The 15,101-nt window shown below is 70.6% G+C and carries 15 protein-coding genes; 9 read left to right on the plus strand and 6 right to left on the minus strand.

From position 1 onward, the window contains the following. Positions 1–2: 2 nt before the first annotated feature. The 3 genes from AB0C16_RS08595 to AB0C16_RS08605 all read right to left on the minus strand — a co-directional run bounded on the left by AB0C16_RS08595 (position 3) and on the right by AB0C16_RS08605 (position 2,517). Positions 3–515 (minus strand): MSMEG_0567/Sll0786 family nitrogen starvation N-acetyltransferase, encoded by a 513-nt coding sequence (locus AB0C16_RS08595; protein WP_357680402.1) that lies wholly within the window; start codon positions 513–515, stop codon positions 3–5. Then, positions 484–1,653: an MSMEG_0568 family radical SAM protein gene (locus tag AB0C16_RS08600; protein WP_357680404.1), complete on the minus strand. Its 1,170-nt coding sequence runs from the start codon at positions 1,651–1,653 to the stop codon at positions 484–486. The genes AB0C16_RS08595 and AB0C16_RS08600 overlap by 32 nt, the downstream gene beginning before the upstream one ends. A gap of 141 nt (positions 1,654–1,794) precedes the next feature. After that, a complete protein-coding gene (locus tag AB0C16_RS08605; protein ID WP_357680406.1) occupies positions 1,795–2,517 on the minus strand; it encodes a hypothetical protein in 723 nt (240 codons plus the stop codon). Positions 2,518–2,613: 96 nt separating this feature from the next. Between AB0C16_RS08605 and AB0C16_RS08610 the strand changes: the two genes are divergently transcribed. From AB0C16_RS08610 to AB0C16_RS08620, 3 genes are read left to right on the plus strand one after another with little or no spacing between them, the layout of a single operon-like run. After that, entirely contained in the window at positions 2,614–3,567 is a 954-nt protein-coding gene (locus AB0C16_RS08610) for a carbamate kinase (RefSeq protein ID WP_357680407.1), read from the plus strand. After that, entirely contained in the window at positions 3,564–5,117 is a 1,554-nt protein-coding gene (locus AB0C16_RS08615) for an FdrA family protein (protein ID WP_357680409.1), read from the plus strand. The genes AB0C16_RS08610 and AB0C16_RS08615 overlap by 4 nt, the downstream gene beginning before the upstream one ends. Beyond that, complete coding sequence (locus AB0C16_RS08620; RefSeq protein ID WP_357680411.1) at positions 5,114–6,292, plus strand: MSMEG_0565 family glycosyltransferase; 1,179 nt, start codon at positions 5,114–5,116, stop codon at positions 6,290–6,292. Before AB0C16_RS08615 ends, AB0C16_RS08620 begins: the two co-directional genes overlap by 4 nt. 188 nt (positions 6,293–6,480) lie before the next feature. On the opposite strand, the gene AB0C16_RS08625 is transcribed toward AB0C16_RS08620, so the two are convergent. Both AB0C16_RS08625 and AB0C16_RS08630 read right to left on the minus strand, forming a co-directional pair. Beyond that, positions 6,481–6,696 (minus strand): DUF1918 domain-containing protein, encoded by a 216-nt coding sequence (locus AB0C16_RS08625; RefSeq protein ID WP_357680413.1) that lies wholly within the window; start codon positions 6,694–6,696, stop codon positions 6,481–6,483. Between the two features lie 154 nt (positions 6,697–6,850). Next, positions 6,851–8,173 (minus strand): aminotransferase class V-fold PLP-dependent enzyme, encoded by a 1,323-nt coding sequence (locus tag AB0C16_RS08630; RefSeq protein WP_357680415.1) that lies wholly within the window; start codon positions 8,171–8,173, stop codon positions 6,851–6,853. 262 nt (positions 8,174–8,435) lie between these two features. Between AB0C16_RS08630 and AB0C16_RS08635 the strand changes: the two genes are divergently transcribed. The 6 genes from AB0C16_RS08635 (at position 8,436) to AB0C16_RS08660 (ending at position 14,394) form a co-directional block, all read left to right on the plus strand. Further along, positions 8,436–8,852 carry a hypothetical protein gene (locus AB0C16_RS08635; protein WP_357680417.1) on the plus strand — a complete coding sequence of 139 codons (417 nt, stop codon included), beginning with the start codon at positions 8,436–8,438 and terminating at the stop codon, positions 8,850–8,852. 102 nt (positions 8,853–8,954) lie between these two features. Then, the gene (locus AB0C16_RS08640) at positions 8,955–10,043 is read left to right on the plus strand and encodes a PLP-dependent cysteine synthase family protein (protein ID WP_357680419.1); all 1,089 of its coding nucleotides are present in this window, start codon (positions 8,955–8,957) and stop codon (positions 10,041–10,043) included. Beyond that, the gene (locus tag AB0C16_RS08645; protein WP_357680421.1) at positions 10,037–11,278 is read left to right on the plus strand and encodes an MFS transporter; all 1,242 of its coding nucleotides are present in this window, start codon (positions 10,037–10,039) and stop codon (positions 11,276–11,278) included. The genes AB0C16_RS08640 and AB0C16_RS08645 overlap by 7 nt, the downstream gene beginning before the upstream one ends. Positions 11,279–11,407: 129 nt before the next feature. Beyond that, positions 11,408–12,799, plus strand: coding sequence for an FAD-dependent oxidoreductase (locus AB0C16_RS08650; protein ID WP_357680423.1), 1,392 nt, complete (start codon positions 11,408–11,410; stop codon positions 12,797–12,799). A gap of 65 nt (positions 12,800–12,864) precedes the next feature. After that, positions 12,865–13,212: a metalloregulator ArsR/SmtB family transcription factor gene (locus tag AB0C16_RS08655; RefSeq protein WP_357680425.1), complete on the plus strand. Its 348-nt coding sequence runs from the start codon at positions 12,865–12,867 to the stop codon at positions 13,210–13,212. Between the two features lie 321 nt (positions 13,213–13,533). Further along, positions 13,534–14,394, plus strand: coding sequence for an MOSC N-terminal beta barrel domain-containing protein (locus AB0C16_RS08660; RefSeq protein ID WP_357680427.1), 861 nt, complete (start codon positions 13,534–13,536; stop codon positions 14,392–14,394). A 1-nt stretch (position 14,395) separates the two neighbouring features. On the opposite strand, the gene AB0C16_RS08665 is transcribed toward AB0C16_RS08660, so the two are convergent. Then, a complete protein-coding gene (locus AB0C16_RS08665) occupies positions 14,396–15,055 on the minus strand; it encodes a TetR/AcrR family transcriptional regulator (protein ID WP_357680429.1) in 660 nt (219 codons plus the stop codon). Positions 15,056–15,101: the final 46 nt, after the last annotated feature.

Consider the following 15,101-nt stretch of genomic DNA (forward strand, 5'->3'; position numbering starts at 1 on the left):
GATCACGTCAGGTCGATGCTCATCCGCTGATGGGGCACGCCGACATAGGCGACCGGTCCGCCGACCTTCGACCAGCCGAGCCGCCGGAAGAAGGTCACGTTGGTGAGCTGCACGAAGGCGGTCATCCGCGTGCCGCCCGCCGCCGCCGCGGTCGCCACCGCGTACCTGACCAGCGGCCCGCCCAGCCACAGGTGCCGATACTCCGGGAGGACCGCCAGCCGGTCCCCCTTCCACAGCCGCTCCTCGGCGACAGGCGAGGGGAGGCGGTACAACCGGACCGTGCCGACCGGCACGGAGCCGACGTACGCGAGCACGTGGTGGACGGTGGGATCGCGATCGAAGTCGTCCTGATCGGTGTGTTCGAACAGTCCCTGTTCTTCCACGAAGACCGTTCGCCTGATCCGGACGTGCTGCTCCAGTTCTTCCGCCGTCTCCACCGAACGGCAGATGTGGTGCGGCGTTGCCAGGTCAGAAGTTGCCAGGTCAGAAGTGGAGCGGGAGAGAAACGCGCCCATCGGGCACCACACCCTTCGTCGAACCCGAACCGGCACGCTCGAGAGCGGCCATCCCCGAACACGCCTGACACCGCGCGCATCCGGCCATGACGCCGGTGGCGGTGAGCCCGCGGCGCAGCATGTGCGGGACGACCTGCCGATAGATCTTCTCGACGTAGTCCGCGGACGGGGGTCGTTCGTACTCCATGAGGCTGCCGGGGACCGGACGCAGCGGGACGATGAACGGGTAGACCCCCATGTCGACCGCCCGCCGGCACATGTCGACCGTGATCTTGGGGTCCTCGCCCATCCCCAGGATGACGTACGTCGACACCTGTCCCTCGCCGAAGACCTGGACCGCGCGTTCCCAGGCGGAGAAGTACGCTTCGATGCCCCAGCGCGCCTTGCCAGGCGCCACCCTCGCGAGGACCTCGGGATCGAAGGTCTCCACATGGATACCGACCGAGTCCGCGCCCATGTCGCGGACGCGGTTGATGACGTCGAGGTCAGACGGGGGCTCGAACTGGATCTGCACCGGCAGCCCGGACGCCTCCTTCACGGCCTGGGCGCACCTGCCCACGTAGAGGGCGCCGCGGTCCGGGGTGGCGGTGCTCCCGGTGGTCAGCGTGGCGTCGACGGCTCCGTCCAGATCGCGGGCCGCCACCGAGACCTCCGCCAGCATCTCGGGCGTCTTCTTGGCGATCGTGCGACCGGCGTCGAGGGAGACTCCGATGCCGCAGAACGTGCACTGGTCGGAGTTGCCCCAGTAGGCGCAGGTCTGCAGCACCGTGCTGGCCATGGAGTCAAGGTGCATCAGGGCGATCTTCCAGTAGGGAACGCCGTCAGCCGTCTCCATGTCGTAGTACTTCGGCCGGGGCGCCAGCGACGCGTCCGCCAACCGGACCGAGCCCTGGTAGATGCCGAAGCCGCTGTCCTCCTGCCGCAGGGCGTACGGCGAGTTCCGCACGTAGTCGGCCGTGGTCGGAACCGTGGCCGGGCTCCCGTCGATCCACAGCATCCCCGCGTCGGCGGGACCGGCGCCGCCCTTTCGCGCCTCGAGCGAGACCTCGGTTCGCAGCCCCTGGCTCTGTAGCCGGACGATCAGCTCGGCAAGCTCGGCTGCGTCGAGTGGCCGGTGGCTGTCGGTTCCCTCGGTCATGATGTGGCTCCTTGTCGGTGCTGCTTCCGCTAGACCGCCATGAAAGGTCGTGCATTTACTATAGGAAACTACTCTTTGACTACTATAGAAAGGATATGGGGCGAGGTGGCAACTGAGCCCGGCACCTCGGGCCGGCCGCCGTCAGCCGGTGGGGCCGCTCTCGGCGGAGATCTCGTCATGAGCCGCGTCATCGGAGCCCTTGACCCGGGCGACCAGCGCCTCGCGCTCCTCACTGGAGGCGACCTCGTGGAGGTCGTCTCCCGGCGCACCGGGATCGCCGGAGGCGAGCCGACCGGTCTCCAGGTCGATATGTCCCCGTTCGACGGTGTGGACACATGCGGTGAACGTCTCGTTCGGCCGCGTCGTCACGAGTAGCGCGCGCCCGGTGGCGGGTTCGACCTCCAGCCGCCGGTATGGGACGAACGGATCACCGGGGCGATAACCGGACTCTTCCAGCACCAACCATCCCGCGTCCGGCGCGGCCTCCGCAAGGGCCGCCAGTCGATCGTCGAGGGTGATCTCTTCGAGCACCTCCCGGTAACGCATCGTGAACGCGGCGCCGGCGACCTCATCGACGTCCAGGCCGTCCAGGGTCAGCAGGTCGCTGGAGTCGGCCACCCGGCGGACCAGCTCGCGATGCTCGCGCCACGCCTCGACGAGCGGCTCGGCGCCCCGCCCGCGCTCACGGAGCTCCCGCACCACCGCGGCCACCAGTCGCGTGGTCCGGAGATAGACGTCCGGCTGGTGGACGGCCACGGAGAACGCCCGGTCCGCGGCCGCGTTCCAGGTGCGGACCAGCTCGGCCGCGACCTGGCGGGTGTCGGGTGCGGGTTTCGGATCGCGCACACCTCCCGGTTCGGGCATTTGATATTTCCTCCCAAACAGTTCACTATACTAAACGTTACATCTAGTATCGGATATTGAGGTAGGGGCGACCAAGCGGTGAGCAACGTAGCGGTGGTGGCTGTCGGCGGTAACGCCCTCACCCTGGCGGATCAGGCTGGAACCGCCGAGCAGATCGAGAGCAACGCCGCTCAGATGGCGGCGGGGATCTCGAATCTATGCGAGGCGGGATGGGCGGTGGTCGTCGTCCACGGCAACGGCCCGCAGGTCGGCCATCTGGCCATCCAGCAGGAGGGGGCCGTGGATCTGGTGCCGCCGCAACCGCTTTACTCACTGAACGCGATGTCACAAGGCCAGCTTGGCAGCGTCCTGGTCCGCGCGATCGACACGATCCAGGGACCCGGCACGGCCGTCGCCCTCATCTCGCACATGATCGTCGACCCGGACGATCCGGCTTTCCAGGCGCCGACCAAGCCCATCGGTCCCTTCTTCGGCGAAGCACAGGCCGCCGCCATGGCCGAGCAGCGTGGCTGGGAGATGAGAGAGGACTCCGGACGCGGTTTCCGGCGGATGGTCCCCTCCCCCCGGCCCGCCGAGATGCTGGAGCTGTCGGCGGTCAAGACCCTCCTCGCGGCCGGCAAGGTCGTGCTGGCCGCCGGCGGCGGCGGGGTGGCCGTATCCCGTGACGACCGCGGCCACTACTACGGCGTGGACGCCGTGATCGACAAGGACTCGGCGGCCGCGTGCCTCGCCGGGTCCCTCAAGGCCGAGATGATGGTCCTGGTCACGGGGGTGGACGCGGTCATGGTCGACTACGGGACCCCACAAGCCCGCGCCGTCCACGAGATGCCTCTCGGGCTGGCCGAGCGGTATCTCGCGGAAGGCCAGTTCCCTGCCGGAAGCATGGGGCCCAAGATCCGGGCGGCGATCGACTTCGTCCGGGCGAGCGGCGGCACCACCGTCATCACATCGGCGGAGCGCATGCTCGAGGCCCTGGACCCACAGAGCCGCGTCGGCACCCACATCGTCCCCGAACAAGCAATGAGCGAAGAAGCAATGAGCGTCGCATGAATACCAAGAACCAGGTCGCCCAGGTTCGTGTCGTACGTGACACGTACTGCGACTCACTACGCCTGCTCGTCGCCACCTCGGTCATGGCCGAACACGACGACGTCGCCTGGGCCGGCGCCGTCATGGCCACCCCTTCGGGGCGGGAGAGTCTTGCCGCCGAGGGGTTCGGTGCGGAGTCCATCGGCACGGTCGGGGCCAACGACCTCGTGCTCGCCGTGCGCGCGCACGGCAAGGCCGCGGCGGAGACCGCTCTCGACGCCGGCGCCAAGGCCGCGTTCGAGGAGGCCCGCGCCGAGCCCGGCGACGGCGCCGTCGCCGCCGCGCCCCGTACCGTGAGCGCCGCTCTCCAGCGGATGCCCGACGCCTCCGTGGCGATCGTCTCCGTGCCGGGCGACTACGCGGCGCTGGAGGCCCACCACGCCCTCTCCGAGGGGCTGCACGTCCTGCTGTTCAGCGACAACGTCTCGCTGGAGGAGGAGGCGGAGCTCAAGGAGCGGGCGGCCGGACTCGGCCTGCTGGTGATGGGACCCGGGGCGGGCACCGCGGTGCTCTCCGGTACCGGCCTGGGTTTCGCCAACGCGGTGCGCCAGGGGCCGGTCGGCGTCGTCGCCGCCGCGGGCACCGGCGCGCAGGAGGTGTCGGCCCTGCTCGACCGTTGGGGCGTCGGCGTCTCGCACGTGATCGGCGTCGGCGGTCGTGACCTGTCCGAGGACATCGGCGGGCGGATGGCGATGGCGGCCGTACGCGCCCTCGACGAGGACCCCGACACCAAGGTGATCCTTCTCGTTTCCAAGCCCCCGAACGAGGCGGTCGCCCGCCGGGTACTCGACCAGTGCGCGTCCACCCCGGCGGTGGCCACGTTCCTCGGCCTCTCCGAGATGGACCGGCCGTCCGGGGTGCGGATGGCGCGGACACTGGAGGACGGCGCGCTCACCGCCGCGCGGCTGGCGGGCACGACACCCCCTGCGACCTCCGAGGGCCTGCGCGCGCAGGTGGTGGAGCAGCTCGGCGCCCTGGGCGCGGAGCGGCACACCGTCCGCGGCTACTACTCCGGCGGCACGTTGTGCTACGAGGCCCAGCTGATCATCAATGAGCTGCTGGGCGACGTCTACTCCAACGAGCCGCTCCTGCCCGGCCACACGGTGCCCGCTCCTCCCGGCGCGAACGTGCTGCTCGACCTCGGTGCGGAGGAATACACCGTCGGCCGGCCACACCCGATGATCGATCCCAGCGCGCGGATCCAGATCATGCGCCAGGAGGCGCGCGACCCCGAGGTCGCGGTGGTGCTGCTCGATGTCGTGCTCGGCTACGGGTCACACGAGGATCCGGCGGGGCAGCTCGTACCGGTCCTCCGGGAGATCATGGCGGACGGCGGTCCGAGGGTCGTCGCCTACGTCCTCGGCTCTGACACCGATCCCCAGGGCTACGCCAGGCAACGCGCGACGCTGGAGCAGATCGGGTGCCTGGTGACCGAGACCGCGGCACGCGCCGCGTACACGGCGGCGGCGATCGCGAGCCGTCGCCCCGAACTGACGGAGCTCCACCAGTGACCGAAAAATCCCATCTACCCCCGGTCGCCCTGGTCACCTACAGCACCCGGCCAAGGGGCGGCGTCGCCCACACGCTGGCGCTGGGCGAGGCCATGCACGCCCTCGGCCAGGACGTCCTGATCATCGGCCTCGGTAACCCGGACAAGGGATTCTTCCGGCCGGTCGCCGCCCCGACGCACATCGTCCTCGCGCCCACCACCACCGGCGGGCTGGAGGAGAAGGTGGCGGCGAACATCGACGCGCTGGAGATCGCCCTGGCCGACCTCGCGCCCGCGTACCCCATCCTGCACACCCAGGACTGCATCGCGGCGCGTGCGGCGGCGCGGGTGCGGAACTCCGGGATTCCCAGCAGAGTCATCCGCACCGTCCACCACGTCGACGACTTCGACAGCGAGATCCTGATGGACTGCCAGCGCGAGGCCATCCTCGAACCGGACCAGGTCCTCGTGGTGACCAGGATCTGGGAACGCATCCTGCTGGAAGAGTACGGAGTCCGGGCCGCCGTGGTGCCCAACGGCGTGGATCCGCTCCGCTACAACCGGGCCGCCCCGGAGATCGTGGCACGGCTGCGGGCCAGCGTCGGCGCGTCCGACCGCCCCCTGCTGCTGTCCGTCGGCGGCATCGAGCCGCGCAAGGGCAGCGACACGCTCGTGGCCGCACTGTCCAGGCTCGTCCGGAAACGTACGCCGCCGCCCGTGCTGGCCGTGCTCGGTGGCCACTCCTTCCAGGACCACCGTGCCTATCGGGAGAGGGTCCTGGCCGGCCTGGACACCCTCGGCCTCACCCTCGGCAGGGACATCGTCGAACTCGGCACCGTTCCCGAGGACGAGATGGCCGCGTGGTACGCCGCCGCGGACGTGCTGGCGTTCCCATCCGTGAAGGAGGGGTTCGGCCTGGCCGCCCTGGAGGCGATGGCAGCCGGCCTTCCCGTGGTCACCAGTGACATACCGGTGTTCCGTGAGTGGCTGGTTCCCGACCGCGACGCCCTGCTGACCCCCGTCGGTGACTCCGACGCGCTGGCCCGCGCCCTCTCGGCCGTCCTCGACGACGACGCCCTGCGCGCCCGGCTGCGCGCCGCCGGCCTGCGCCTGGCCGACCGCCACACCTGGACCGCCAGCGCCCGGCGGCACCTGGAACTGTACGCCGGCAGTCCGGAGGCGGTCGCCGCGCGCTGACGGGGTCACCGCGGCCCGGCTCGAAGGTCGGCCGGCCGACACGGCAGGCACGGCCGTGGAGCGGGCGGGCAGACGGGTGGGCGTGCGAGTAGGCGTGCGAGTAGGCGTGCGAAACCGCCGCGCCTCGCCGGCGGCGACTCGCCGCCCTCCCTCACGAGGCGCGGGTCAGGCGCCACGCCGATGCGGTTTTACCAGGCCGGAAGGGTCGAATCCCTGTCCTCCTTGGTCATCAGGTGGGCGTCGGGCCCCGGGAACACCAGGGTCTCGTGGCCGGTGTCCATCCAGTGCACCATGTACGGCGGAGAGCCGTCGGGGTGACGCAGCTCCGTGATCACGCCGATCCGGCGGTGCTCGTTGTGGTAGGTGCCCTCGACGACCAACCGGTCTCCTATCGCTGCCTTCATCTCGGTCTCCCTTCGTGGACCGCGATTCGCTGGCCGGTGACGACGGTGGAGCAGGTCCTCAATACGGCGACCCATCCCCTTCTTCTATTGTCGTCCTGTTTATGCCCATTCGTCATACCCCTTCGGGCGGCACCTCACCACCCTCTGGAGGGATTCACGGGGTCAGGGGCGGCCACGTTGCCGACGTGCGGCCGGCGACGTCGCGCAAGGCCACCACGAGCCGGTCCACCTGCTCCGCCGAGGTGAACAGGGCGGGAGTGACCCGGACACAGTCTCCCCTGGTCACGCCGCCACGGCGGACGGTGAAGATGCGGTAGTGGTTCATGAGGTAGTCGGTGATTGCGACGTTGTCGGCCTCGCTGGCGCGCCCGCTCACCCGGAACGCGGTGATGGTGCCGTACATGGACGGGTCCTCGGGGGTGAGGATCTCCAGGCCGGGGAGGTCGCGCACCTGGTGCACCCAGCGGTCCCGCAGGTAGCGCAGGCGGGCCTGCTTGACCCGGGCGCCCAGGGCGTCGTGGAAGTCGAGGGCGGCGGGGACGGTGAGGATCGGGGCGACGTTCATGGTGCCGGAGTGGACCCGGGAGCGGATGTCGGTGACCGGGTACGTCTCGTCGGCGAAGACGGGGTCGATGTCGGCCAGGCGGTCCTTGCGGATGTAGAGGAATCCGGCTCCCAACGGGGCGCCCATCCACTTGTGCAGGGAGAACCCGGCGAACTCGGCGTCCAGATCGGCGATGGTGAAGTCCAGGTGCCCCCAGGAGTGGGCGGCGTCGACGATGACGTCCACCCCGTGGCCGCGGGCCATCGCGACGATCTCCTTGACCGGCGTGACCAGGCCGGTGCGGTTGTTCATGTGCGACAGCAGGAGCAGCCTGACCTTCGGATGGTCGCGCAGGGCTCGCTCGTAGGTGTCCAGCACGGCCTGCCGGGTGGCCGGCTCGGGGATGACGAACTTCTCGACCGTCACCCCGCGCCGCTCGGGCAGCCAGTTCATCGCGTACTGCATGCTGTGGTAGTCGAGGTCGGCGTACATCACCGCGTCGCCGGGGCGCAGCCCGCGATAGCCGGCGATCAGGTTCTGCAGGGCCTCGGTCCCCCCGCGGGTCAGGGCGATCTCCTCCGTCGTGACGCCGAGCAGGGTGGCGATGCGCTGCCTGACCTGGTCGGCCCGCGCCTTGTACGTGGTGCGCAGCAGGTGGGAGTTGTCCTCGTTCAGCTCGTCGACGTTGCGGTGGTAGGCGCGGCGCACCGGCTCGGGCATGATCCCGTAGTAGCCGTTCTCCAGGTTGACGAACTCCGCGCTCACCCGGAACTGCCGTGCGACGCCCCGCCACACGGCCTCGTCACAGGCCAGCAGGCCGGGATCGGCGGCGGCGGGGAGGCGGACCGGCTCGGCGACGGCTCGCCCGCCCGAGGCGCCCAGCGCGAGCATCGCGCCGGTGCCGGCCACCATCGCGCGCCTGGACAAGGTCATCTCAGCTCCCAACGGATCGGCGGCGACACAGGGCCGGACGGGCATCGCGCGGGGGGCTTTCAGTGTGGGCACAGCGGGGTTGCCGATCCGGGCATTCGGTCGGCACCGGGCGTGGCGTCCGAGCCGGCCCCATCCAACAAATAACGAAAAGTGCTATTTCGTACGGAAATATGTTGATTTAGAGGTGTGTGTGTCTTTTCTTGGCGAGATTCTTTAATTTCGCGACGCGCTTCCCGCCCTCCTGCCGGGCATCATCAGAGACGTGTTCACCACCCGATCAGCGCGTTTCCGACGTCCGGCCGGATCCTTCTCCGTCCGGGCGCTGGGGAATGCGCTGATCGCCCTGTGCCTGATGACGGGCGCGCTGTTGATGCACGGCGGAGCATGCGCGGCTCTGATCATCTCCGAGTCCGGGCACGTCCAGCACACGGTGGCGGAGTCGTCCAGGACGGACGCGCAGGGCGAGCCGTGCTCACATGGCCAGTTGCCCTCGGGGCACCGTCATGGGGCGGAGCCCGACCTCACCACCTCGACGACCTCCGATCCGGATCTGCCGGGCACGCTGGACACCCCGTCGGCCCATTCCGTTGTTTCCGTACAGCTGAATGCTCGCGCACAGCAGCATCCCCCACACAAGCTACCTATAATTCCGCCAATTTCCCGCGTGATGCGCATATAGGCCGAAATGCACGCCTTCGCCAAAGCGGCGAGCGGCACATCGTCCACCATATTCACGACGCGGCCGGATCCCGGTCCGCGTAACCACACGGGGATTCCACCAATGACACCGCGCGACTCGGCGGCACAGGCGGCATGCGCCGCATATCCGTCACTCGGCCTCACTGTCGGCAACACACCACTGACCTACATCCGCGAACCCGGCGCCCTCGAAGGCCGGGGGTTCTGGGCCAAGCTGGAGGGATTCAACCCGGGCGGGATCAAGGACCGCCCGGCCCTGCACATGATCCGCCAGGCCCGCGCCCGGGGAGAGCTCAAGCCCGGCGGCACGATCGTCGAATCCACCAGCGGCACCCTCGGGCTCGGCCTGGCCCTGGCCGGCATCGTCTTCGGCCACCGGGTGGTCCTGGTGACCGACCCCGGCATGGAGCCGCTCATGTGCCGGCTGCTGGCCTCCTACGGCGCTCACCTCGAAACGGTGGCCCGGCCGCACCCGGTGGGCGGCTGGCAGGAGGCCCGCCGCAGACGCGTGGCGGAGCTGATGAGCCGGCTCCCCGACGCCTACTGTCCCGACCAGTATCACAACCCCGACAACGTCGGCGCCTACGCCGGCCTGGCGCACGAACTCCTCGGCCAACTCGCCCGGATCGACGTCCTGGTCTGCTCGGTCGGCACCGGCGGGCACAGCGCGGGCATCTCCAGGGTGCTCTACCAGCACTTCCCGCACCTCAAGCTGGTGGGCGTCGACACGGTCGGCTCGACCATCTTCGGCCAGCCGGCCCGGCCACGGCTGATGCGCGGCCTCGGCAGCAGCATCTACCCGCGCAACGTCGCCTACGACGCCTTCGACGAGGTGCACTGGGTCAACGCGGGTGAGGCGGTGCACAGCTGCCGCGCCCTGGCGGCCCGGCACTACGTCTCCGGCGGATGGAGCACCGGCGCGGTCGCGCTCGTGGCCGGCTGGCTGGCCCGCACCGGCCCCGCCGACCGGCAGATCGTGGCCGTCTTCCCCGACGGACCGTGGAGATACTGGAACACGATCTACGACGACGACTACTGCCAGGCCAACGCCCTGCTCGGCACCGTGCCCAAGGACGAGCCCGACCTGCTGGAGACGCCCTCCGAGCGCGAGGCACACCGCTGGACCCGCTGCGTCAACGTGGTCGACCCGCTGGAGGGCGGTCGGTGCTGAGCACGCTGCGTGACTTCCGCTCCTTCGACCGGCCGATCCAGGTGCTGCAGATCAACCAGGTCGGCATCAACCTCGGCTTCTACATGCTCATGCCGTATCTCGCCCAGCATCTGGCCTCCGGCGCCGGCCTGGCGGCTTGGGCGATCGGGCTGGTCCTGGGGCTGCGGAACCTCAGCCAGCAGGGCATGTTCCTGATCGGCGGCACCCTGTCGGACCGGCTCGGGTACAAACCGATGATCATGGCGGGGTGCGCGCTGCGCACGGTCGGCTTCGCGCTGTTCGGGTTGACGACCTCGTTGCCCATGCTCATCCTCGCCGCGGTCCTGACCGGCCTGGCCGGGGCGCTGTTCAACCCGGCGGCCCGCGCCTGCCTCGCCCGTGAGGCCGGGGAGCGCAAGGTGGCGGCGTTCGCCGTGTTCAGCGCGTTCTACCAGAGCGGCATCCTGCTCGGCCCGGTCATCGGCGTGGTCCTCCTGGGCACCGGCTTCACCGTCGTGTGCCTGTCCGCCGCGTCGATCTTCGCGGCGCTGACCGTACTCCAGTGGAGGTATCTGCCCGGCGGGCGCGGCGCCGCGGCCGGGCAGTCCGTGTCGCGGGACTGGCGGCAGGCGTTCGGCGACCGGGCCTTCGTCTCCTTCGCGGCGGCGATGATCGCCTCCTACGGGCTGTCGTACCAGATGTATCTCGGCCTTCCGCTGGAGGTGCAGAGGGTCGGCGGCGGCGACTGGGGGGTCACGGCGCTCTACGCGATCTCGGCGCTGCTCGGCATCGCCGGGCAGGTACGCCTGACCGCCTGGTGCGCCGCCCGCTGGACCGGCGGCCAGGCGATCACGCGCGGCCTGGGGCTCATGGGGCTGGCGTTCCTGCCGATGGCACTGGCGGCGCATCTGCCTCTGCCGGCGCCGTGGGCCATGGCGCCCCTCGTCGCGTGCGCGGTCCTGCTCACGCTCGGCACGCTGATGGCCTTCCCGTTCGAGATGGCGTTGATCGCCGACATGGCGGGAGACCGGCTGGTCGGCACCTACTACGGGCTGTACAACCTCATGTCCGGTCTCGGCATCCTGGCCGGCAACCTGGTGGCCGGCGCCCTGGTGGACGTGTCCCGCCACTCCGGCTGGCCGAGCCTGCCATGGGCGCTCCTGGCCGCCGGCGGCCTCGCGTCGGCGGCGGCCGTCAGGCGTCTGGAGCGGCGCGACCGGCTGGCCGGGGCCGGTCGGGTGACCGCCGCCACCTGACCCGGCGACGCCGGACGACCTTACTTTGACAAATCTCTAATCAATCGGGCATCCTGCTACTGCTTAGACAATCTTCGAAACAACGCCGCTATGTCCGGTGAGCCGACACACCCGAGGAGAAGATCGATCATGAGTGGATGCTGCGGTCCCGCGACCGTCGAGATCGAGCGGTTCGCGACCCCCGCCGGACTGCCGGTCGTGGTGGTCGGGGCCGGGCCGGTCGGCCTGGCCGCCGCCGCCCACCTGGCCGAGCGCGGACTGGACTTCGTCGTCCTGGAGGCCGGCGACCGGGCGGGCGCGTCGATCGCGCAGTGGGGACACGTCCGGGTCTTCAGCCCGTGGAAGTACGACATCGACGCCGCCGCCCGCCGCCTCCTGGAGGCCGGCGGCTGGCAGGCGCCCGATCCCGAATGGCTGCCCACGGGCGCCGAGCTCGTCGACGGCTACCTCGCCCCGCTGGCCAAGCTGATGGGCGAGCGGCTGCGCACGGGCGTCAAGGTCACCGCGATCAGCCGGCTCGGCTACGACCGGGTGCGCACCACCGGGCGCGAGGACGCGCCGTTCCTGGTCCGGCTCGACACCGGCGAGGAGCTGCGGGCCAGGGCGGTCATCGACGCCTCCGGCACCTGGACCACGCCGAACTTCCTGGGCGCCTGCGGCCTGCCCGCCCACGGCGAGGGCGACGTCGCCGAGCTCGTCGACCACGCGCTGCCCGACGTGCTGGGCGCCGCCCGCGCGAGCTACGAGGGCAGGCACACGCTCGTCGTCGGCGCCGGTCACTCGGCCGCCACCACGATCATCGCCCTGGCCCGCCTCGACCAGGCGGAGATCACCTGGGCCATCAGGGCCGGGTCGGCCACCCGCGCCTACGGCGGTGGCGACGCCGACGCGCTGCCCGCGCGCGGCGCGCTCGGCACCCGCCTGCACCAGCTCGTCACCTCCGGCCGGGTCCGGCTGCTGACCGGTTTCTTCGCCCACGCCGTCGAAAGGGTCGGCGAGCAGGTGCGCGTGGTGAGCCGCGATCCGAACGGCGTCGAGCGGTCGGTGACCGCCGACCGGATCGTCGCGGCCACCGGCTACCGCCCCGACCACTCGATCACCGCCGAGCTGCGGCTCGACCTCGACCCGATCCTCGGCTCCACCAGGCGACTGGCCCCACTGATCGACCCCAACCAGCACTCCTGCGGCACCGTCCCGCCGCACGGAGTGGACGAGCTGGCCCACCCCGAGCCCGGCTACTACGCGATCGGCGTCAAGAGCTACGGCCGCGCACCCACCTTCCTGCTGGCCACCGGCTACGAGCAGGCCCGCTCGGTCGTCGCCGCGCTCGCCGGCGACTGGGAGGCGGCCCGCGACGTGCGGCTCGACCTGCCCGAGACCGGGGTCTGCTCCTCCAACCTGGCCGAGGCCCAGGAACAGCGCGTCGGCCTGGCCACCGGCGTCGGCGGCGGGCTGCTCTCCTCGCCCCTTCCCCTGTCCACCGTCGGCGCCTCCGCTGATGGCGGCGGCTGCTGCGGCTGACGACGGAACTCACGGCGCCCCCATCGCGTATGTTTTAGACAGGTTTCGAAGTAGGGGGTGCCGTCATGGCCGCCATCACGATCCAGTGCTGCGCGCCGATCGCTCGCGAGCCGCTGTCGGAAATCGCCGCGACCGAGCTCGCGGTCATGCTCAAGGCCGTCGCCGACCCGGTGCGGCTGCGCCTGCTGTCGATGATCGGGTCACACGCGGGCGGCGAGGCCTGCGTGTGCGACCTGACCGGCGCCTTCGACCTGACGGCCCCCACGATCTCCCACCACCTCAAGGTCCTGCGTACGGCCGGGTTGATCGACAGCGAGCGGCGCGGCACCTGGGTCTACTACTGGATCGTCCCCGAGGCGGTCAACAGGCTGGGCGCGCTCTTCGCCCCGCTCACCGAGCCCGCCCCGGCGTGACGCCTCTCCACCACGGACCGTCCACGCGGCTCACGCGGGCGTGACGCCTCTCCGATACGGGCGGTCCACGCGGTTCACGGACGAGATCAGGAAGCGCGAGACGGAACGCTCGGCGAGGTGTTCTCCGCCGGGCGTCCCGTCACGTGGTGCTCAGTCGCGGGGGTCCCAGCCGTCGGTGTCGACGTCCAGGTCGAGCTGGTCGGCGATGTCACCCCAGTCCCGTGAAGGGGCGTTCACGAAGGGTTCGAACCTGACGAGTTCGCGTCAGATACCGCCTCGGTTCCTGGTTCCGGCGCCGGTTCGGTCTCTAATGTGCAAGCCATGCACCCCGACCTGCCAGGTGGAGCGACGGCCGTCGTCACCGACCTGATCTCCTATCCCGTCAAGGGATGCGCCGGCATCTCGGTGACCGAGACACTCGTGACGGCGGCGGGCCTCGCGCACGACCGCAGCTTCATGGTGGTCGGCGAGGACGGCGTGTTCCGCAGCCAGCGACGCGATCCGCGGCTCGCCACCATCCGCCCCACGATCGACGCGGACGGCGATCGGCTCGTGCTCCGGGCACCGGGCGCCGGGGCGCTGACCGTCGAGGTGGACGTGCGTGGCGCCCGGCGCGATGTGCTGATGTTCGGCAACCCGTACAAGGGGATCGACCAGGGGCGGGCCGCGGCCGAGTGGCTGTCCGGCGTGCTGGGCGTGCCGAGCAGGCTGGTGCGGGTGCCGCCCGAGCACGATCGCGTGACCGGCGGCTGGATACCGGGCACGTCCGGCTACGCCGACAGCGGCTCGGTGCACCTCGTCTCCGCGGCCACCCTCGCCCTGCTCAACCAGCGGCTCGCCACCCGCGGCGCGGCGCTGCCGATGGCCCGCTTCCGTCCCAACATCGTGATCGACGGGTGGACGCGACCGCACCGGGAGGACATGGTCCGGCGGCTGCGTGTCGGCGACACCGGGCTCGGTTACGCCAAGCTCGCCATCCGATGCGCCGTCACCATGGTCGACCAGGAAAGCGGCGGCAAGGCGGGGCCGGAGCCCATCCGCACGCTGGCCACCTATCGCCGCACCGCCGGCGGCGGGGTCGCGTTCGGCGTGAAACTCTCCGTCGTACGGCCCGGCAAGCTCGCCCTCGGCGACGAGGTCATCGTCGAGTCCTGGGGCGAGCCGGAGCTCCGGACACCGTAGATCACGCTCCTGCCCCGCCTCCCCGGACCGCGTCCTCCCGGACCGCGCCTTCCCTAGCCGTGCATTCCCGGGCCGCGCCTCCCCGGGCGGCGCCTTCCCGGGCGGCGCCTTCCCGGGCGGCGGTGAACACTCCGTCCAGACCGGGCATCACCACGGCGCGGAACGCCGCGTCCATCTCGGCGGGCGTGGCCACCAGCTCGCCATCGGCCCACCTGCGCAGCAGGGCCATGAAGGCGCCCGTGACGCAGGTCACCATCAGGTCGAGCGAAACCGGCGGAGCGCAGCCCTCGGGCAGTGCGGCCAGCAGTTCGTCCCGGACGATGTCGGCCATGATCTGCTCTCCACGCGCGCCGATGGCGGTGCCTCCGCGACGGCCGAGCAGCGCCCGCGCCAGCCGCCGCTGCTCCTGGAGGTGCTCGAACACCGGCAGGCTGAAGGCGAACAGGGTCTCCGAGCGTGACTCGGGCGCGATTCGCAGGAGCTCGGAGAGCTCGTCGAGGCTGCTGAAGAGCACCTCCTGCTTGTCCGTGAAATGCGCGTAGAACGTCGAGCGGCCGACGTCCGCGCGGTTGATGATGTCGGTCACGGTCACCGCCTCGTACCCCTTGCTCAGGATCAGCTCCACCAACGCCTGGCGGATGATCCGGCGGGTTCGCCGCACCCGCCGATCCGAGCTCTCCCCTCCCCGGGTTCCGAACACCTTCCCC

Source organism: Nonomuraea sp. NPDC048916 (genome assembly GCF_040649575.1).
In the GTDB taxonomy this organism is placed as follows: domain Bacteria; phylum Actinomycetota; class Actinomycetes; order Streptosporangiales; family Streptosporangiaceae; genus Nonomuraea.

Coding starts and splice junctions, on each gene's coding strand:
- AB0C16_RS08595 (WP_357680402.1), bottom strand. CDS start 515: ATGGGCGCGTTTCTCTCCCGCTCCACTTCTGACCTGGCAACTTCTGAC.
- AB0C16_RS08600 (WP_357680404.1), bottom strand. CDS start 1,653: ATGACCGAGGGAACCGACAGCCACCGGCCACTCGACGCAGCCGAGCTT.
- AB0C16_RS08605 (WP_357680406.1), bottom strand. CDS start 2,517: ATGCCCGAACCGGGAGGTGTGCGCGATCCGAAACCCGCACCCGACACC.
- AB0C16_RS08615 (WP_357680409.1), top strand. CDS start 3,564: ATGAATACCAAGAACCAGGTCGCCCAGGTTCGTGTCGTACGTGACACG.
- AB0C16_RS08625 (WP_357680413.1), bottom strand. CDS start 6,696: ATGAAGGCAGCGATAGGAGACCGGTTGGTCGTCGAGGGCACCTACCAC.
- AB0C16_RS08630 (WP_357680415.1), bottom strand. CDS start 8,173: ATGACCTTGTCCAGGCGCGCGATGGTGGCCGGCACCGGCGCGATGCTC.
- AB0C16_RS08640 (WP_357680419.1), top strand. CDS start 8,955: ATGACACCGCGCGACTCGGCGGCACAGGCGGCATGCGCCGCATATCCG.
- AB0C16_RS08650 (WP_357680423.1), top strand. CDS start 11,408: ATGAGTGGATGCTGCGGTCCCGCGACCGTCGAGATCGAGCGGTTCGCG.
- AB0C16_RS08655 (WP_357680425.1), top strand. CDS start 12,865: ATGGCCGCCATCACGATCCAGTGCTGCGCGCCGATCGCTCGCGAGCCG.
- AB0C16_RS08660 (WP_357680427.1), top strand. CDS start 13,534: ATGCACCCCGACCTGCCAGGTGGAGCGACGGCCGTCGTCACCGACCTG.